The sequence below is a fragment of the Corynebacterium sp. S7 genome, assembly GCF_054401105.1.
In genome coordinates this window covers 2,571,440-2,590,300 of the sequence record NZ_CM136760.1, presented here as the reverse complement: position 1 = coordinate 2,590,300, position 18,861 = coordinate 2,571,440, and the positions used below count along the sequence as shown (strand labels likewise).

General features: G+C 57.7%; 19 protein-coding genes. 6 read left to right on the top strand and 13 right to left on the bottom strand.

Annotated elements, in window-relative coordinates; all coding sequences use genetic code 11:
- Positions 1-2 precede the first annotated feature (2 nt).
- Genes ACXZ66_RS12305 through ACXZ66_RS12295 form a run of 3 tightly spaced genes read left to right on the top strand, consistent with a single transcriptional unit; the run spans position 3 to position 2,183 of the window.
- On the top strand, positions 3-470 hold the full coding sequence (locus ACXZ66_RS12305; RefSeq protein WP_458749125.1) for an NUDIX domain-containing protein: 468 nt from the start codon (positions 3-5) through the stop codon (positions 468-470).
- Positions 463-1,452: an ABC transporter ATP-binding protein gene (locus ACXZ66_RS12300; RefSeq protein ID WP_458749124.1), complete on the top strand. Its 990-nt coding sequence runs from the start codon at positions 463-465 to the stop codon at positions 1,450-1,452. The genes ACXZ66_RS12305 and ACXZ66_RS12300 overlap by 8 nt, the downstream gene beginning before the upstream one ends.
- Positions 1,449-2,183, top strand: a complete 735-nt coding sequence (locus ACXZ66_RS12295) for an ABC transporter permease (protein WP_458749123.1) — start codon at positions 1,449-1,451, stop codon at positions 2,181-2,183. Before ACXZ66_RS12300 ends, ACXZ66_RS12295 begins: the two co-directional genes overlap by 4 nt.
- 305 nt (positions 2,184-2,488) lie before the next feature.
- Here the strand turns inward: ACXZ66_RS12295 and ACXZ66_RS12290 are convergent, their stop codons facing one another.
- The 5 genes from ACXZ66_RS12290 to ACXZ66_RS12270 are packed head-to-tail and all read right to left on the bottom strand — an operon-like array spanning position 2,489 to position 7,535.
- Positions 2,489-3,622, bottom strand: a complete 1,134-nt coding sequence (locus tag ACXZ66_RS12290; RefSeq protein ID WP_458749122.1) for a Na/Pi symporter — start codon at positions 3,620-3,622, stop codon at positions 2,489-2,491.
- A 54-nt stretch (positions 3,623-3,676) separates the two neighbouring features.
- Complete coding sequence (cls, locus tag ACXZ66_RS12285; protein ID WP_458749121.1) at positions 3,677-5,152, bottom strand: cardiolipin synthase; 1,476 nt, start codon at positions 5,150-5,152, stop codon at positions 3,677-3,679.
- A 3-nt stretch (positions 5,153-5,155) separates the two neighbouring features.
- Positions 5,156-5,953, bottom strand: a complete 798-nt coding sequence (locus tag ACXZ66_RS12280; protein WP_458749119.1) for an exodeoxyribonuclease III — start codon at positions 5,951-5,953, stop codon at positions 5,156-5,158.
- Positions 5,954-5,963: 10 nt separating this feature from the next.
- The gene (locus ACXZ66_RS12275) at positions 5,964-6,962 is read right to left on the bottom strand and encodes an N-acetylglutamate synthase, CG3035 family (protein ID WP_458749117.1); all 999 of its coding nucleotides are present in this window, start codon (positions 6,960-6,962) and stop codon (positions 5,964-5,966) included.
- Positions 6,963-7,535, bottom strand: coding sequence for a peptide deformylase (locus ACXZ66_RS12270; RefSeq protein ID WP_458749115.1), 573 nt, complete (start codon positions 7,533-7,535; stop codon positions 6,963-6,965). It lies immediately after the preceding gene.
- Positions 7,536-7,551: 16 nt separating this feature from the next.
- Between ACXZ66_RS12270 and ACXZ66_RS12265 the strand changes: the two genes are divergently transcribed.
- The 3 genes from ACXZ66_RS12265 to ACXZ66_RS12255 are packed head-to-tail and all read left to right on the top strand — an operon-like array spanning position 7,552 to position 9,693.
- The gene (locus ACXZ66_RS12265; RefSeq protein WP_458749113.1) at positions 7,552-7,776 is read left to right on the top strand and encodes a DUF3263 domain-containing protein; all 225 of its coding nucleotides are present in this window, start codon (positions 7,552-7,554) and stop codon (positions 7,774-7,776) included.
- A 10-nt stretch (positions 7,777-7,786) separates the two neighbouring features.
- A complete protein-coding gene (locus ACXZ66_RS12260; protein ID WP_458749111.1) occupies positions 7,787-8,554 on the top strand; it encodes a LytR C-terminal domain-containing protein in 768 nt (255 codons plus the stop codon).
- Entirely contained in the window at positions 8,554-9,693 is a 1,140-nt protein-coding gene (locus ACXZ66_RS12255; RefSeq protein ID WP_458749109.1) for a glutamate--cysteine ligase, read from the top strand. The genes ACXZ66_RS12260 and ACXZ66_RS12255 overlap by 1 nt, the downstream gene beginning before the upstream one ends.
- A 5-nt stretch (positions 9,694-9,698) precedes the next feature.
- Here ACXZ66_RS12255 and ACXZ66_RS12250 read toward each other — a convergent pair whose 3' ends face one another.
- From ACXZ66_RS12250 to ACXZ66_RS12215, 8 genes are all read right to left on the bottom strand, one after another.
- A complete protein-coding gene (locus tag ACXZ66_RS12250) occupies positions 9,699-10,082 on the bottom strand; it encodes a monovalent cation/H(+) antiporter subunit G (RefSeq protein ID WP_458749108.1) in 384 nt (127 codons plus the stop codon).
- Position 10,083: 1 nt separating this feature from the next.
- Entirely contained in the window at positions 10,084-10,359 is a 276-nt protein-coding gene (locus tag ACXZ66_RS12245; RefSeq protein ID WP_458749107.1) for a monovalent cation/H+ antiporter complex subunit F, read from the bottom strand.
- A gap of 3 nt (positions 10,360-10,362) precedes the next feature.
- A complete protein-coding gene (locus ACXZ66_RS12240; protein ID WP_458749105.1) occupies positions 10,363-10,875 on the bottom strand; it encodes a Na+/H+ antiporter subunit E in 513 nt (170 codons plus the stop codon).
- Positions 10,875-12,731 carry a Na+/H+ antiporter subunit D gene (locus ACXZ66_RS12235; RefSeq protein ID WP_458749104.1) on the bottom strand — a complete coding sequence of 619 codons (1,857 nt, stop codon included), beginning with the start codon at positions 12,729-12,731 and terminating at the stop codon, positions 10,875-10,877. The genes ACXZ66_RS12240 and ACXZ66_RS12235 overlap by 1 nt, the downstream gene beginning before the upstream one ends.
- Entirely contained in the window at positions 12,724-13,215 is a 492-nt protein-coding gene (locus ACXZ66_RS12230; protein WP_458749102.1) for a Na(+)/H(+) antiporter subunit C, read from the bottom strand. Before ACXZ66_RS12230 ends, ACXZ66_RS12235 begins: the two co-directional genes overlap by 8 nt.
- Entirely contained in the window at positions 13,216-16,185 is a 2,970-nt protein-coding gene (locus tag ACXZ66_RS12225) for a Na+/H+ antiporter subunit A (protein ID WP_458749101.1), read from the bottom strand.
- A gap of 312 nt (positions 16,186-16,497) precedes the next feature.
- The gene (locus tag ACXZ66_RS12220; RefSeq protein WP_458749099.1) at positions 16,498-17,034 is read right to left on the bottom strand and encodes an acetyl-CoA acetyltransferase; all 537 of its coding nucleotides are present in this window, start codon (positions 17,032-17,034) and stop codon (positions 16,498-16,500) included.
- Positions 17,035-17,341: 307 nt separating this feature from the next.
- Positions 17,342-18,670 carry a M20/M25/M40 family metallo-hydrolase gene (locus tag ACXZ66_RS12215; RefSeq protein WP_458749098.1) on the bottom strand — a complete coding sequence of 443 codons (1,329 nt, stop codon included), beginning with the start codon at positions 18,668-18,670 and terminating at the stop codon, positions 17,342-17,344.
- Between the last annotated feature and the right edge of the window lie 191 nt (positions 18,671-18,861).

Below are 18,861 nucleotides of genomic sequence, written 5' to 3'. Positions count from 1 at the left end.
CCATGATTGGTGACGGTAATGGTTGGGTTTCGGGGCCGGGTGGCGCCCGGTTCTGGGGCCGTTTCGGGGCCGCGGGGTTGTTCCTTCTCGCGGGAAATAAGGTTTTGTTGCAGCATCGCGCGACCTGGACTGCAAACGGGGGAACCTGGGCGTTACCTGGGGGAGCACGGGATTCTCATGAGTCGGTGCAGGAAACTGCTCTGCGCGAAGCGGTAGAAGAAACTGCCATTGATACCTCGCTCGTTCGCGTTGTCGACGAGGTGGTCACCGCCGGGCCGTTCGAGTCCGGTTGGTCATACACCACCGTTATTGCCCGCACACGCGACAACGAACCTATTGAAACGCACGCAAACGAGGAATCCTTGGAGTTGCGCTGGGTGGAATTGGAAAATATTGCCGATTTTCCACTCCTTCCGGCGTTCGAGCAGTCATTAGAGACACTTTTATGGCACTCTAGAAGTCATGATTGAAATTAGTGGCCTGACAAAGCAATATGGTCAGGTCCGGGCAGTCGATGATCTCACCTTTGATGTAAAACCTGGTGTTGTTACTGGGTTCCTTGGTCCAAACGGTGCGGGTAAATCGACTACAATGCGTATGATTCTTGGCCTGGACCGACCAACCGCGGGCACTGCCACCATTGATGGGCAGGCTTACCGCAAAATCCGCAATCCGCTGCACAAGGTAGGTGCCTTGCTGGATGCGAAGGCCACACACCCGGCGCGCTCTGCACGTTCACACTTGCTGTGGATGGCTCAGGCATCGGGGATTCCAACAGCGCGTGTCGACGAGGTGCTTTCCCTCGTGGGCCTGACCGATGTAGCCGGCAAGAAGGCCGGCGGATTTTCCTTGGGAATGGGGCAGCGCCTCGGCATTGCAGGTGCGCTGCTCGGTGATCCTGAGGTGCTGATTTTGGACGAGCCGGTCAACGGCCTTGATCCAGAAGGTATCCGGTGGGTTCGCAGCCTGCTGAAGTCCTTGGCTGCAGAAGGTCGCACCGTGTTGGTGTCCTCGCACCTGCTTTCCGAGATGGCACTAACCGCAGACAACCTCGTGGTCATTGGCCGCGGCAAGCTTGTCGCGGATACTTCCGTGCGCGAGTTCATCAAGGATCACTCCACCGTGACCACGATCGTGCGCACCAAGAACCTCGACGAGTTCAAGCAAGCTCTGACCGGCGAGAAGATCGACTTCACGCAGACTCAGGACGAGGATGCCCGCGACATTCTGGAGATTCCAGATCGCTCCTCCGACGAGATCGGCGCGCTGGCATTCTCCACGGGTGTCATGTTGTCCGAGCTCAGCGAACGACAGGCTTCCTTGGAAGAGGCATTCATGAATACCACCGAGGATGCAGTCGAGTATCACGGCGGAGTTAGTGGCGGAGCTGACAAGGCCGAGGCACCGACTGAGGCAGCGCCGGCTGAGGCAGAAGAGGAGGAGCGCAAATGATCGTTCGCAATATGCTCGCGGAGTGGACCAAGCTGCGCACCACCGCTTCATTCTGGTGGACTTCTGGGCTGATTCTGGCGATTGCCCTCGGCTTTACTGGCCTGACCTTCGGCCTCGGAGACAGCAGCGTTGTGTTGGGCGCCTCCGAGTTCATCATCTCCTCGTTTTGGACCGGCTCGCTGGTTGCCATCATCGTGATGGCCACCATGGTCGTGACCACGGAGTACCGCTTCAAGGTTTCCGGCACAAACTTCCAGGTCACCCCGGTGCGCTGGGAAGTAGCAGTGGCGAAGTACGTACTTTACGCAATCATCGCTGCAATTCTCTCCTTCGTCGCCCTTTTGGCTTCGTACATGTTGGCCGACTCGCTCGTCGAGGGCGGATTCGCCTGGCGAGAGCAAGAAACCGCCACCCGCGCGCTATGGGCAGTTCCTCTAGCTGTGGTTTTGATGGTCATGTTCTGCCAGGGCATCGGCTGGCTCCTGCGCCAGACCGCAGGTTCGATCACCCTCGTGCTGTTCTGGTGGTTGTTCCTTGAAAGCGCAGTCAACATGATCCCGAAGGTTGGCGACGCGGTGTACAAGTACCTGCCTATGCACAACATCAACAGCTTTGTCATGAATGCCCCAGGCCAAGACTGGACCATTTGGGAATCCTTCGGCATTTTCGGGATTTGGGCAGTGGTGCTGTGGGTTGCAGGCATTTTCGTGCTCGAGCGCAGAGATGCTTAACGACGATTAAAAGACCCCGCACTACCTTTCCCACCGCGTCCCTTTCAAGGGGGCGCGGTTTTTTGGCCCCTGCCTGGCCCCAGCCTGGCCAATTTCCTTGGTCGCGTCCCACTAGGTGCACTTCGCAAGTCTTTGTTCTCAGCGACCTGCGGTTTTAGATTTCGCAGTGCGTTAGGTCCGGTTTTCGAGCATCTGAGGCTAGCTCGGCGGACCTAACGCACGACGAAATCTAAAAGCCCAGGTCAAATAATGGTGATATCTTGCGAAGTGCACCTTTTCAAGCACACGGGCCCACCACCCCAGACCTAAGGCACCAGCGTGTAAAACCCAATCACGAGTGATGGAATCACGAAGTAGAAAAGGGCCATGAAGCTAAACGCAGCAAATGCTGATCTTTCAGCGATTCGGCCGGAGAAGTCGGCGAGCTTGTAAATCAGCTGCCTCAGTGGGCGGATGAGGGCCACTGCGATTGCACCCACCACGTTGAAGGCCACGTGAACCAGCGCGACCTGGGAGGCCAGAATCGGGAAATCGCCGGGAGTTGCGTAGGCGGTAAGCACGGCAAGCAAAGTGGTGCCCACGTTTGCGCCCAGGATGATGGACAGGTAGCCGCGGGCGTCGGAAAGTTTCGCGGTGGCAAAGGGCAGTATCGCGCTAATGGTGGCCGACGAGGCTTGGATCAGGATCGTTAAAACAAGACCGGCTCCGAAACCAACCAGTGTAGAACGATGGGTGGAGTGTCCGAGGATGATCCAAGCCAAGGGAGTGAGCAGGTGGCGCAGTTGCCTATCGATGATACGGATACTCAATAAGAGCAGAACAGCGCCTACGAAGATAGCCCACCCGCCTTGGATGGGAATGAATTGTGCCAGCTCGGAAAAAGGGCGGAACGTAAAGGTTCCGCTGGGAATCTCTATGGACGGCAAAATCTTGCGCACGACGCCGAAGATGGCCTCAAGCGGGAAGATTATGACCACCATGACTGTGTTAAACCACAGGTGGAGTGCCGCAGTGGAGTGCGCGGTGCGGAAAGCTTCCTTGTTATGAATATAGGAAAAGGACACGATCAGGGGTGTGACGGTGGTACCGATATTTGCACCCAAAATGATCGGGATTGCCGTTTCCAAGCCAATCACACCTGTAGCAACAGTTGCCACTGTCAGCGCGGTGGTAGTGGAAGAGGATTGCACAACTGCAGTGACCAGCAGGCCTACCGCTAGCCCAACGAGGGGGTTTGCGGCGAGGGCAAAGATGGATCTCGCGCTAGCATGCCCGAGTTCATTGACGCCTTTGGCCACCATGTAGACGCTGAAAATGAGAAGCAGAACAGCGCCAGCGATTGCTGCGATGCGGGCAGCTTTGCCAGCTGCTGAAAGTGCAACTCTATCGGGACCGTGCTTGACGGGAAACACGTCTGAGACGGTGCCGGGTCCAGGCATAGCGCTCCCTTCAAAAAGGTCTTGAAAAAGGTCCGAAAAACTTCACTATCAGCATTATTGCAGCGCAGAGGTCAGCTTCATCACGTTGTCGATGTAGCGCCTAGTCCACGGGCGTTCGTTCCAGCGTTGAAGCGTGAGCTCGGAACAAACCTTGAGATAATTATCTGCCAGATCATTCAAATCTGCCAACAAAGTGCCTTCGGCCACAAAAAGGCTGTTCTCGTAATTCAGCGAGAAGGAGCGCATATCCATGTTGGATGATCCCACGACTGCCAACTGGCCCGGGATGCCGGGATCGGCAATAGCGAACTTGGTGTGCAAAACATAGGGCGCAGGAAACTCCCAAATGTGTACGCCTGCTTCCAGAAGTTGCTGGTAGTAGGAGGATTGGGCGTGCTGGACCATAAACTGGTCGGCTTTTTCGCCAACCAGAAGGTCCACGCGCACGCCACGCTGGGCCGCGGTGGTGACCGAGATGAGCAGGGATTCGTCGGGAATGAAGTACGGCGAGCAGATGATCAGGCGCTCGCGGGCGTGATACATCATGGAATTGAAAAGGCGCAGGTTGGGCTCGTCGGTATAGCCAGGGCCCGAGGGGACAAGCTGTACTACGTTGACGTCGCGCAGCGCCGGGTCATCGTCGCTAGGTGGCTGAATGGGCAGGGTTTCGCCGGATTCGGTATACCAGTCAGTGGCAAACATGGTTTCCAGCGAAGTGACAATGGGGCCGGTGAGCTCGACCATCACGTCGATCCATTGGCGGCCTGCCTTGACGTGGTTTTTCATCAGATAGGAGCGGTCGATGAGGTTATAGGAGCCCATGAATCCGACCTTGCCGTCAATGATGATGGCCTTGCGGTGGTTGCGCAGATCCGGCCTACGGAAGCGGCCTTTCCACGGAATCAGTGGCATCATGAGGCGCCAATCAACACCAATGGAGTCCAAGTGTTTGCGGAATTTGTACCGGTTGGGGTACTTCCAGGAACCAATGTGGTCGAACATGAGGCGCACCTTGACCCCGCGTTTCACCGCGCGCTCCAGAGCTGAATAGAAGATGTCGGAGCGCGAGTCCCAGGCCTGGATATACACCTCAACATGGACGTATTCCTCGGCCTGATCCACGCACTCGGCCATGCGATTCATGGTGGCTTCGTAGTCCGACCAGAGCTTTTTCACGTGCCCGTGAGTGGCGGGATACCCCGTGAGTTGGCGGTTGAGGTGAATGATGCCGGCGGTGTCGTCGTCAAGCAATGTGCCTGCAGGGATGTCTGGGACATCGCGCTGCACGTCCTCGATCATCACCTGGGCCTCTTGCTGGATGCGGTGGCGGCGACGGCTGACGTAGGACGAGCCGAGGATGAGGTAAAGCGGCAGGCCAACGATGGGCAGGAAAAGGATCAGCAGCAGCCAAGCGTTCGCGGTGCCGGGCTTGCGGCCTTCTGGGACGATACCGATAGCAGCGATCTTAATCGTGTATTCGGCAAGCAGGCCGATCCACTGCCACGTGGTGAAGTGCGCGAGTACTTCCATGTATCAGCGCACCTCGTCGAGGCTTAGGTCATGGAGGTCGTAGTCCGCGATGACCAGCGTGTGGTCGGATGCCCCCTTGCCCTCGCGCTCGGCGATGTCCACCCACGCATGTGCTTTACGACGAGCCATGGGCGGCGTGACCAGTTGGAAGTCGATCAACATACCCTCGTTCTTTTGGAAGCGCATGCCCTTGTAATCCCAGTAGGAATAGGGTTCCTCGTGGGTGATCTGGGTCAGACCGGATTCCAGCAGCATCTGGAAGGCCGCGCGCTCGGGCTCGGTGACGTGAGTTTTTCCCTCGAAGGCGGAAATGTCCCACACGTTTTCGTCGCGAGGCGCAATATTGAAATCGCCCGAAAAGACCTGGGGGACCTGCGGGTTGACCGAATTGGTCAGCTCGTAGAGGAACTTCAGCTTGTATTCGTAGTGGCTGTCGCCGATCTCGCGGCCATTGGGCACGTAGAGGCTCCAGATTTCTACGCCACCGCAGGTAGCTCCCACAGCGCGGGCCTCGAGCTCCTGCTCGGCCTTCGCGTCCTTGTTATAGCCGGGCTGGCGGTTGAAGTGGTCCTGGACGTTGTCCAAACCCACCCTTGAAGCAATGGCCACGCCGTTCCACTGGTTATAGCCCACGTGCGCAACTTCGTAGCCCGCGGCCTCGAAAGACGAATAGGGAAATTTATCGTCCGAGACTTTGGTTTCTTGCATGGCGAGCACATCAATATCGTTGCGTTCTAAAGCGCTAATGATGCGCTCGGCACGCGTGCGTACCGAATTCACGTTCCAGTTGGCTATGCGCATGGGTTTTAGCCTACTTTAGGGAAGCCTGTGGAGCGTATGTTGCGTAGCGGTGCCGGTGATGTTCGATGAAACCGAGCTTGGAGTACAGTGCCTGCCCGGCCTTGTTTGTGGAGATGACCTGCAGGTATGCGTGGGTTGCTCCGTTGTTCGCGCCCCAGTGCAGCATCTGTAGGCCGAGTTCGGTGCCCAAGCCTTGACGACGATAGGCTGCCGCAACCTCAACAGCAGAGTAACCAAGCCACACCCGCCCGTCATCGGTTTCAGTAATGGTGCCACGGGTAATAGCCACTGTTTCGGCCTCGGCGTTGAGCAGGCGACCGAAGCCGAGCGTGCCGTCGATGCGCTGCGAGAGCTCACGCAGAGCCGCGGCAGGCAAGTCTTGGCCACGGAAGTGGTACATGGACAGCCAATCCTGATCAGGGGCGTCGTCGAGGCGAAACTCGAGGGGGCCATCAGGGGCGGGCAGATCGGTGAGCTCGCGGGTCAGCACCAGGATCTCAGGCGAGAGCGTCCAGCCTGGCTGCGACTGCACGAGTTTCTCTGCGCCCGCGCCGATGCGTTCTGGGACCAGCAGTTGGACGGGCATGTCGCGGGAGCGGTAGAACTCGGTGATTTCTGCAATGGGCACGGGCTCGAAACCCACCGAGCGCCCAAGCGGCGTAGCCGAATTGGATCGCTCGGCGATTTCTTCGCCGGCGCGCGCAAGCCACCCGCCGAACCATTGAGATTCACGTCCCGGGAAAGATTTCGCAGTAGCGACCTCTACTGCGCGAATGTCCGAATTGCGGATCCGCCTCGGCGAGAGACGTTTAATAATGTGCAGCTCTTCGGGGGCGACCTCGATCTCCTCCTTGAAGGAGGGGTAACCACCGGCTTCTTGGGGCCGCAGAATTAGTGGGTCGACGGAGACGACGTGGCCAATTACATCGGAGAAACCATCGCCGATTTTGCGGCGGACCACCACACGCTCGCCAACGCTGACGTGATCGGAGCGAAAGATTCGTGACATTTAGTGCCCGAACGGGTCCTCGTCTTCGCCCGGCATCCAAGTCAAGCCGGGCACGGTCCACCCGTTTTCCTTCACGGCCTTCTTCGCCTGGCGCTTGTAGCGGCCCGTGAGCACATCAAGATAGACATACCCATCCAGGTGGCCCACCTCGTGTTGCAAGCAGCGCGCGAAGAATCCGTGGCCTTCTACTTCGACCGGCTCGCCATTCTCGTCGAGACCTGTGACCTTGGCCCACTCGGCGCGACCCGTGGGGAAACCCTCACCAGGAACAGAGAGGCAACCTTCGTCGTCGGAGCCATCGTCGGCAGGCATTGTCTTGGGGATCTCGGAAGTTTCCAAGGTCGGGTTAATTACAGTGCCGCGACGCATTACTTCGCCGTCGGGGCAATGGTAGACAAAAATGCGCTTGGACACGCCAATCTGATTTGCTGCAAGCCCGACTCCGTTGGCTGCATCCATGGTCTCGTGCATGTCTGCAATGAGTTCTTGTACGTCGGCGATAGGCTCCGTGACCTCCGCGGTGGGGGTGTGGAGGACGGGGTCGCCGTAAATCACGATGGGTCGAATGGTCATGACATACAGTTTAGGCATGCTGACAAATTCCGACCTCAACCTGCTCGACTTTGAGGCACGCGCCCCTCGCTCCATCGGTGCGAAGGAGGAAGCAATTCGCAAGGAGCTCGGGTTGACGCCGGTGCGGTATTTTCAGCGCCTCAACATGCTTATCGACGACCCCGACGCCCTGGCTGCCCGGCCGCAGCTGGTTCGCAGATTGCAGCGTGTCCGTGACGCGACAGATACGGAAACGTACTAATGTTACGCGTGTGACTAACGTGAATCCTGATAATCAAGACAGCCAGCCAGAGAGTAAGTCCACTGGAGGCGCCCACGCCGCAAAGTCCACTGGTGCTGCCAGCAGTTTCCCATTCCGTGGCCTGGCCATGGTGCTAATTACCGTCGCCGTGCTTTTGGGCCTCTGGGGTGTATACGCCTTAACCCAGGGCGATGGATCCCAAAATGCTGCCTCCAAGCAGACCACCACGTCCCAGCAACAAAGCCCTGCAGCAAGCCCAGCTCCCAACGCTTCATCTACGCCGGGAGCGGCTCCCACCAGCGCGGGTGCTCCGGCATCTGAGGGCAACACCCCTGCAAACCAAGCTAACCAGCCTGCCAACTCCACGGGAGCGCAAAATGGGGCGCAACCTGGCACCTCCTCGGGAGCGCAAAACGGCGCTCAACCTGGAACCCAGGCCGGCGGCCAAGGCGCAGCAGCCGCCAATCAACCTCGCGCAGACGTTGTCAACGTATACAACAACTCCACGGTGCAGGGGCTTGCCTCTAACGTATCCACTTCGCTGCGCGATCGCGGCTACGACATCCAAATCACCAACGGCAACATCACCGAAGACCAGATGATTCTGCCAAAGACCACGGTCTTCTATGACCCAGCCGTATCCGGTGCAGAAACCCGCGCACGCGAACTTGCCGACCTCGTCGGTGGTGTTGCCCAGCAAAATGTTGCTAATCTTCCTAAGGAAGCAACCGAGGGCGGTGCCCTCACTCTTGTTCTAGCGGGAGAGGTCAACCTGTAGTGGATCCATATCGGGATTTTAAGCGCTCACCAGAGCCCACCTTGGGCGTCGAATGGGAAATCGGGGTCGTCGATCCCGTTACCCGCGACCTTGTGCCTCGTGCAGTTGAGGTCATCGACGAGGTCGAGCGACGCTATCCCGAGATCCACCTGGAACGCGAGTTCCTCCAGAACACCATCGAGCTAGTCACCCCGGTGTGCCACACCACCCCGGAAGCAGTGGCTTACCTGACGGATACTTTGGGGAAGATCCGTGAGGTAGCTACTGAAAAGGGCCTGCGCCTGTGGGCAAGCGGCGGGCACCCTTTCTCTGATTTCCGCACCCAGCCCGTCTCTCCGAAGATGACCTATGCGGAGATCATTAACCGCACCCAGTATTGGGGCCAGCAAATGCTGCTGTGGGGAATTCACGTCCACGTTGGCATTCGTCACGAAGATCGCGTCTGGCCAATCATCAATGCTCTGATGACCAAGTATGCGCACTTGCTTGCCATTTCTGCGTCCTCTCCGGGCTGGGACGGGCTGGACACAGGTTACGCCTCAAACCGCACAATGCTCTACCAGCAGCTGCCCACCGCGGGCATGCCCTACCATTTCAATAACTGGGACGAATGGGTCCAGTTCATGACGGACCAAAACACCTCGGGCGTAATTAGTCACACAGGCTCGATGCACTTTGATATCCGTCCTGCCGCAAAGTGGGGCACCATCGAGGTGCGTATTTCGGATGCCACCTCGAACCTGCGCGAGCTCGCTGGCGTGGTCGCCCTGACCCACTGCCTGGTTGTCTACTTCGATCAGATGATCGACGAGGGCAAGGAGCTGCCAACACTGCAGCCATGGCACAACGCGGAGAATAAATGGCGTGGCGCCCGCTACGGCCTCGAAGCCCTAGTGATCACATCAAGGGACACCGAGGAGCGGTGGATTTCGGAAGAGATTACAGAACTTGTCGACGAGTTGCGCCCCACCGCTAAGCGCCTCGGCTGCACCGACGAGTTGAACATCGTCCTAGAAATTCTCGAGCGCGGCGCAGGGTATCAGCGCCAGCGCCGCATTTTCCAAGTCAGCCGAGATTGGAAGCAGGTCGTCGATAATTCTTGCGACGAGATGGAACGGCTGACGTGGCCTTCAGCCTGAACTAACTATTTGGCACGGCGCGGACGGTTATCGGCCGGTGCGTCGTTGCGCGACATCTCGCGCTTCGAACCGTAGAGCGATTCACGACGAGAAACACGGCCCAGGCGCTGCGCCGTGACCGGGTTGGTCATTAGCGCGAACAGCACCAGCAGGATCAACATGCCCACGTCGGAGCGTTCAGCAACCGAGAAATCAGGTGAGCCAACGAGGTGGATAATCGTGCCCACCACCATCAAAATCAGGCCGGTGGTCTGCGGTTTCGTGATCGCGTGCACACGGCTCAGCGTGTCACGGAAACGCAACACCCCCACCGCCGCAGAGAACACGAGGATCGCGCCGGAATAGATGAAAATCAGCGAAAGAATATCGGTGAAAAACTCAAGAGTCATATTAGGAACCATCCCTCTTGCGGAAACGAGCCACGGACAGTGATGAAATGAACCCGAGCAGGGCGATGACCATCATGACGTTGACCACGGTTGAGTCCATAGTCCACACAATGTAGGTGGCCAGGGCGCACTGCAGCATTGCGACGACGCCATCGAGGCCCAACACTCGGTCGAGGGAGTCAGGGCCGGTGGCAATCCTCCACGCCATCATCATGAAGCCTGCCGACAATAGGATTGCCGGGACGATCAGGAAGTAGTTGTAAATTGTGGGGTCCATTGCTTAATGCCCCTTCTCAAAGATAGTGATCATACGGTGTTCAAGTTCCGCGACATTGTTAATTTCACGCTGGATGTCCTCGTCGTCATCTGCGTCGAGAACGTGAATCGTCCACATGCGATTGGCAATGTCGATGTCTGTCACCGTGCCACCCGGTTGTAGGTTGTAGGCCGAGGTGGCGAAGTACAGCACCAGCTCGTTGGACACGCGCATGGGGACGTTCAAGATGGCGGTCTTTGGCGGTTTCTGCGGCCGCAGCGCCAACCAAGACACCTTTGCCGAGGCAACGATAAGATCGCCAAACCACTGAATCACGAACTTGAACAGTGGGCCCCAGCTAATCCTGATATTCGAGATCGGCATGGCTGGCAGCGGGAAGAACAGGACCACGCCGAAGCCAACTGCAAGGCCGCCGAAGAAGTTAGCCCAGGAGAGTTCACCCATGAGGACGATCCACATGAATGTAATCCACAAGACGAAGGAGATCCGCAGGCTACTGCGCAATTTTGTGATCATTACGGTGTCACCTCCGTGTTGATTTCTGTGTTGGTTTCCGTGACCGCATTTGTGCGCGACGCAGGAGATGGAATCTGCGTAGTTGTTTCGCCCGTCGATGTCGGTGCGGTAATCGTTTGTTGCTGCGTTTCGCCTTCAGATTGCTCGATGATTGGGGCCGGTTCAGGCAGCTCATGTTGGCGACGATTCAAGGTATCCGCGCCGTCGTCGAGACGATCTTGATTGATTGTGCGCGACGGATTGTCTGCCTTGTCGCCGAGGACTGCCGTGCGGTAGATCGTTACGTCCTGGGCAGATTCGGCGGCGCGACCCGTGATCGCCGAGATTGGGCCAGCCAGGACCGTGATGGACAAGGATGCAATGACCAGTGTCGCCGTGGATGCGACCATGCCGAAGGGAAGCTTGCCCACGTCCTCGCGCTCCTTGAGCTTCACGGTGTCGGTGACATCCATCAGCGGTGCCGGGCGAGCCGCGACCAATTCGCCTTCCGGTGCGTCCTTGCGGTCGCGCCAAAAGCCCTTGGACCACACGAGCATCATCACGTAGAGGGTCAGCAGGGATGTAACCACCGCGCCAGCGATCAGGACCCACGACAGCCATGAGCCCTCGTTGGCACCGGCCTGGAGCAAAAGGATCTTGCCCAAGAAACCGGAAAACGGTGGGATGCCACCCAGGTTGAGCGCCGGGATGAAATACAAAATGGCAATCACGGGTGCCGTGTAGAGCAAGGAACCTAGACGACGAAGCGACGACGTTCCCGCCTGACGCTCGATGAGCCCGACCACCAAGAACAGCGATGTCTGCACCAAAATATGGTGCACGGCGTAGAAAATAGCACCGGAGAGGCCCTGGGCGGAACCCAGTGCGATACCGAAGATCATGTAGCCGATGTGGCTGACCAGGGTAAAGGACAATAGACGTTTGATGTCATTCTGAGCCAATGCACCGAGGATACCCACGAGCATGGTGGCCAGTGCCACCCACATCAACAAAGTGTCTAGGGAACCATCGGTAAATACAGCTGATCGCATCCGGATGATGGAGTAGACACCGACCTTAGTCAGAAGGCCTGCGAAGACCGCCGTGACCAGGGAAGGCGCGGTGGGGTAAGAGTCCGGCAACCAGGCATCCAGCGGGAAGATTGCTGCTTTAATGCCGAAGGCGACAAGCAGTGTGGCGAAGATTGCGTTGCGAGTGCCGTCGGGGATCTCTTCCATGCGAATCCCAATTTGGGCCATGTTCATGGTGCCCACTGCGGCGTAAACGCCGGCCAGGGCAAACAGGAAGATCATCGAGGAGAGCATGGACACCATGACGTAACTGATGCCTGCTCTGACTCGTTCCGGTGAGGCACCGAGCGTAAGCAACACATACGAGGCGACGAGGAAGACCTCGAATCCGACGTACAAGTTAAATAGGTCACCCGCCAGGAACGATAGGTTCACGCCCATAGTCAACAGCATGTACACGGGCAGGAACACCGCCACTGGTTCTTCGTCTGTGCCGTCGCGAATACCCTGGGCGATGGCGTACCACATCACGCAGAACAACACGATGGCAGAGACGAAGAGCATGACCGTAGACAGCCGGTCGGCCACCAGCGTGATGCCAACCGGTGCATCCCAGCCGCCAATCTGCACGGTTTGGATGCCTTCAAGGTCAGCCACGAGAATCATCGCGCCCGAGAGCACCACGATGACAATCAAGGTGGAAATAGCAATGAGGCGCTGGAGGTTCGGGTGGCGGCTAAATAACAAAATCACAGCCGCTGCCGCTGCAGGCAGAAGAATTGGCAGCGGAATGAGATAGGGCATATACGGCAGGACAAAGGCCACGAGGAGCTCAATACTATGCATCGTCGGCCTCCTTGACGGGCTCCTCGAAGGACTTCGGGCCGAAGGAATCGCCCTCGGCGGTCAAACGGCCGGTCTCGGGGTCATCGGAGGCGTCGTGGTCAGGGGCTGCCACAGCCGTGGCCGGACGCGCAGCAATTGCTGCATCCTCGAGGTCATCCTCGATCACGTCCGCAGTGCGGTAGCGGTACTGGCGATACGCCAACGCCAAGATGAACGAGGTCATGGCCAACGAAATAACAATCGCCGTCAAGATCATGGCCTGGGCCAGCGGATCTGAGGTTTGTTCACCATAAATCTCAGAATCGCGGAACAGAATCGGAGGCGAGCCGCCGGGCCCACCGGCCTGCAGGATCAGCAGGTTCGCGCCGTTGCCAATGAGCAAGGTACCCATAAGCATGCGCGTCATTGCTCGGTCGAGCATGAGGTAGGTCCCGGCTGCGATTAACGCGCCCGAGGCGAGGAGGAGGAAAAGGTTTGCTTCCATTTATTTCTCCTCGCTTTCTTGTGCTTGCGGCGCTGTAGTTGCTGCAGCTGCGGATTCTGCCATTTGTTGCTTCTTCAGTTCCTGTTCTCGTCTGCGGAATTCTGCCTTGCGTTTCAGCGAGCGTGCACGATCGCGCGCTCGCTGCTTGCGCACTTCCTCTTCCTGGTCGAGCTGGCCACCCATGGAAGTCAGGATGTGCATAATCAGCCCGATCACGATGAGGTAGACACCAAGGTCGAACAGGAGCGCGGAAGGAATTGTGATCTCGCCGATAAGCGGCAAGGTCATGGTTGCATAGTCGGAGGTCAGTGGTGGGCGTCCGAGGAACATCGGCCACACAGCTGCTATCGACGAAATAATCAAGCCGGACCCCAAAATTTTCGCTGGCTCGAGCGGCAGAGCCGCATCAAGTTCAGCGCGGCCGCCTGCGATGTAGCGCAGTGTTAATGCCAAGGCTGCGACGAGACCACCGGCGAAGCCACCGCCAGGGGCATTGTGGCCAGAGAAGAAGAAGTAGATCGAGAGCACCATCATGGATGGGAAGAGCACACGAGTAACTACATCGACCATAAGGGAACGGTTCTGAGCCCTCTCCGAGTCCACATCGGCGGCCAGCCAACGCCGGGCGTTAAGGTTTGGACGCGGACGGCGGACCGGCCGATCAAACCTGCGCGTGCGGTAGATCAGGCTGGCAACGCCGGTTGCGGCAATGACCAGCACGGAGATCTCGCCGAAGGTATCCCACGCGCGGAGGTCCACGAGCAAGACGTTGACGGTGTTCGCGCCGTGGCCGATTTCGTAGGCCAGATCCGGCATCAGATCCGAGATCGGACGTTCCTGTCGAGCGCTGATGGCGAACATGGCCACGATGGTCACCGAGAGACCCACGGCAACTGAAAGCCAGGCGCGCAGTCGGTTGTCTTGGTGCTGGCGCGGCTCGACATTTGTGGGCATCTTACGCAGTACCAGCATGAATACAACCATGATGATGGTTTCTACCAACACCTGCGTCAGCGCAAGATCAGGAGCACCGTGCAGCGCGAAGATAAACGCGATGCTGTAGCCGGTCATGCCCACGGTAATCACGCCTGAGAGTCGGTTTTCCATCTGGGTGGCGGCGAAGGCCATAAATATGATGATGATGGCAGCAATTGCCTGCCACGGGGAATCCCACAGACGCATACGCACTTCGGTGCGATCTCCTAGGATGAGTGCCGCAAGTGGCAGTACGATCAACACACCAAAAATAACGCCCAGGTTGTAGGTCAAGGAACCTCGCTGGGTGGAAGCAGTCAGGCGCAACGACAGGTTGCTCAAGCCGCGCAGCGTGTTGTCGTAGACGGCGTCTGCGTCGCCCAGCATCGGAAGTTCTCCGTAGAAGTAACGCAGCGACCTGCGACGCCAGAAGATAAATGAACCCACCGCGATGATGACCAACGTCAGGATCAACGGAACTGTCACGCCGTGCCAGAGAGCCAAGTGCGGGCTTTCCTCGCCGGGGAAGCGGGAATCCAAGTGTGTGCCAATGGCATGATCCAGCCAGCCTGGGAACGGACCGAAGACGATGGTGAACACGGTGAGCACACCGGGGGCGATCCACAAAGAGAACCCGATCGGGTGCATGTTCTCCACGGCCTCTGATGTTTCCTTGTGATCCTTGGTGGCGAACGCACCCCAGAGGAAGTACAAGGAGTAGGCCATGGTCAAGATCGAGCCAACGACGATGCCGACGAGCAGGAGCTGGCCGGGCATGCCCACGAGGAGTTCTTCGCTCAAGACTGCCTGGATCGCAGTTTCTTTTGCCACAAATCCCCACAGTGGTGGAATACCGGCCATCGATGCCGCGGAAATGGTTGCCAACACGGCAATAAACGGCTGCTTTCGGCCTAAACCGGAAAGTTCGCGGATATCGCGGGTTCCGGTGCAGTGGTCGATCGCACCGACGATCATGAACAATGCTGCCTTGAACAGCGAGTGGCTGATAGTAAGCGCGAGACCCGCAAGCATCGCCTCGCGGGAACCGATGCCAATGATGGCCATGATAAAGCCCAGCTGGGAGACGGTGCCATAAGCCAGAATCAGCTTCAGGTCCTTTTGTTTCAGGGCCATCCAGCCACCCAACAGCATCGTGAACACACCGGTAGGGATGACAATAAGGTGCCACGCGGGGATCACGTTGAAATCAGGTGCGAGGCGGGCAACCAGATAAATTCCGGCCTTGACCATTGCCGCCGAGTGCAGATACGCAGAAACTGGAGTCGGCGCGGCCATCGCGCCGGGCAGCCAGAAGTGCCATGGGGCGTTTGCAGATTTCGTTAACGCGCCAAGCAGGATCAGCACGATTGCAGCCGTGGCGTAAGGCGTAGTCTCCATGTCGCCGAAGGTGGCGATCTCGGAGATCTTCCAGATGCCAGTCTGGCGACCAAACAAAATAATGCCCACCAGCATGGCCAAACCGCCAAGGGTGGTCACCATCAAGGCCTGATTCGCAGCGCGTCGCGACGAGGCGCGTTCGCCATAGTAACCAACCAAAAGGAAGGAGAGGATCGAGGTAATTTCCCAGAAGATGTACATCAACAAGAAGTTGTCGGAAATGACAAGTCCGTACATCGCGGCGGAAAAACCAACCAGCTCTGCACCGAAAATAGAGAGCCGGCGCGGGTTGGAATCGAAATAGCCCCAACAATAAATCAGCACCAAGGCACCAACGCCAAGGATGATCAAGCTAAAAATGCCAGCTAGTGGGTCTAATCGAAACTCTAAATTGAGGTGTGCTGCGGGCATCCACTCGTAGGCAGCAATTATCTGGTCACCTTGGGCGAAAGTACCAGAGCTAAAAAGACTGACTATCCAGACAAATCCGGCAGCGGGAACTAATGCCAAAATACCAAATGCAGGCCTGCCAAATGCCCTAATGAGCAGTGGCGCAGCAACTGTGGCGATAGCTAGGGCAATGAGCAGTAAAAGCACGTATCTGCAGCTCCCCTTGGGTGCTAGGGCGGACATGGTCAATGCCGTGCCTAAACTCACCGCCATATGCGTGCTGCCCCAGCGGCAGTTAATTTAAGAAAAAATAAAACACTGAGAAACACCCAATAAAAAGGCGGCAACCATTTGGCGCGGCCAACATAGTCGACTTTACCGCGAAAGGTACACATTTGCGAAGTGTCTGTATTAATAGGTGCTTGTGCGCGACCTGCGTGGCTAAGTTGGGCAAAAGTTTTGGCCTAGCCGTTCGGCTAGGCCATTTGTTAGGACTTTTGTTGTGGCAAGCGTGCGGTCTTAACCGTAAATTCGCTGTGCGCCGGAGCTCAGGGCGTGAGCGATGGATGCTTCCGAAGTAGCGCCGAAGCCGATTGCCCAAGCAGTGCGTTCCTCGTCGACCTGGTGGGCAGCCTTGATGATGGTAACGGTTGCCTCGAACAGCTCGATCTGGTGGAACTTCAAGATCTCAATGTGGCGCCCTGCATCTGCCAACATGTGTGAGAAGGCGCTCGCTGGGCCCGATGCCTTGATCTCACGGTTGAAGGTGTGCGGGGGCTCAGTCTTGGAGTGCTCGGTGATCTCTGCGGAGTAGATGCTAGTCAGCAGGTCCATGTTCTTGGAACCGGTGTAGCTGATCTGCAGAGTTGCGTTCGGTGCGTAGGTTGCCGCGAACAGGTGCCAATTCATTCCTGCGGATTCCTCCCGCAGTTCCTTTGGCAGTGCTCGGTCTGTGCCGAAGCGGATCTGCAATGCGTCGCGGGTATCCGGCTTGGTGATTGGGGAAGAAAATTGTGGGGTACGGGTGGAGGACTGGGTAGTCATTGTGGTGTTCACGGAAAGAATCCTTCGAGTTTGGTACTTATCAGTTTTTGGACCGATTCCCGAATGCTGGTACGTCTTACCGACTACTGCCCCGCGCGCAGGGAATCAGCCCTGATGTGCGCCGAGGTGCGTAGCCTTCGTCACTCGTAGTACCGCTAGAAGATTCTTTGTCATGTACGTCATAGTAACTTATGTCACTGTGACAAGCAACACTGAATTAGCAAGATGGAAAAAGCCCCGCGTGACGGGGCTTTTTGGTAGATCGTTTCTTTGCGAAGGACTGGTGGTTACTTGGCCAATGTCTTGTTATGAAATGGCTCTAGAGTGCCGCGTACTTTTGCAAGAAATTCGCCTCAGCGACGGCAATGTTTTCAATCTCCGTGGGGTCAACCGACTCATTCGGCGAGTGGATGGTTGACTGCGGTTCCTCTACGCCAAAGAGTGCGATCTCGGCGTCGGGGAAGGCCTCCTGGAGCTCCGAGGTCAGCGGGATTGATCCGCCGGAACCAGTCTGGGCGAAAGTGTCGGCCGAGTATGCCTGTGCCAGGCATTGACCCAGCAATGCCACTGCTGGCTTGGACGTATCCGTGGCGAATGGTGCATTGATGTCACTGGCTTCTACCGTCAGCTTTGCGCCCCACGGAGTGTGTGCCTCTAGGTGGGCGATCAACTTGTCGGCCACCTCGGCCGAGTCCATCTCAGGTGGCACGCGCAGGTTGAGCTGGGCAGACGCAGTGGCGGGGACGGCATTGACTGCCTCGGCGACAGGAGTAGAGGTGAAACCAATGATCGAGATTGCAGGACGCGCCCACACCATGTCGGCGGGCTCGTCGTCAACTGTGCCCATCAGCTGCACGCCCTCGAGGATCCCGGCGTCGCTGCGGAAGTCGGCGCGCTCGTAAGGCGTGCCGGACCATTTCTGCGTGGATTCCACGCCGTCGATGGTGGTGCGCCCGTGCTCGTCGCGAAGCGAATCTAAAATGCGCACGAGTGCTGCCACCGCATCGGGTGCCGCCCCGCCGTATTGTCCGGAGTGGACGGGTGCCTCGAGTGTGTCCACGGTGAGCGTGAGCTGGGCTCCGCCGCGCAACATGGTGGTCAGGGTGGGTACGCCTACAGCGGCGTTGCCGGTGTCGGCGATCAAGATGGCGTCGGATTCGAAGAGCTCTGGTTTGGAGCGGATCAGCTCGGCAAGTCCTTGACCACCCATTTCTTCGGAGCCTTCGGCGACGACGATGATGCCCACGTCGCTGCCACCGGCCTCTTTGAGCAGTTGCAGCGCCTCAAGGTGCATGACCAAGTTGCCCTTACAATCCGCAGCGCCACGGCCGTACCACCGGCCATCGCGCTCGGTCAGGGTAAATGGGTCACTGGTCCAGGAGTTGCGGTCGCCGGCAGGCACGACGTCGTAGTGGCAGTAGAGCAGCACGGTCTTCGCATCACCGACGGCAGGTTTGCGGCCAATGATGGTGCGGGTGCCGTCGACGGTGTCGTGGGCGGTGGTGGTGAGTCCGGCAGCAGAAAGCTTTTCGACGACCCACTGTCCCGCGCCCTGATGCTCGCCGACAAGTTCGGGTACTGAATGCACCGAATTGAAGGAGACGATCTCTGACAAGTTCTTAAAAATACGTTCGCGGATTGGAGTCATAGGCTCAATTCTTGCACTCGTTTGGATTGAGTGCTAGAAAAGTAGTTAGCACTTGAACCGTGAGAGTGCTAAAAACGATTACCGAGTGGGATGGGGTTGCATTCACTCAGCAGCCTTGCCGTCGCGGGCGCCTGCTTGGACCCAGACGAAGAGTGTCGTCGCTTTCCGTATATATAAGGAGCAACAAACAC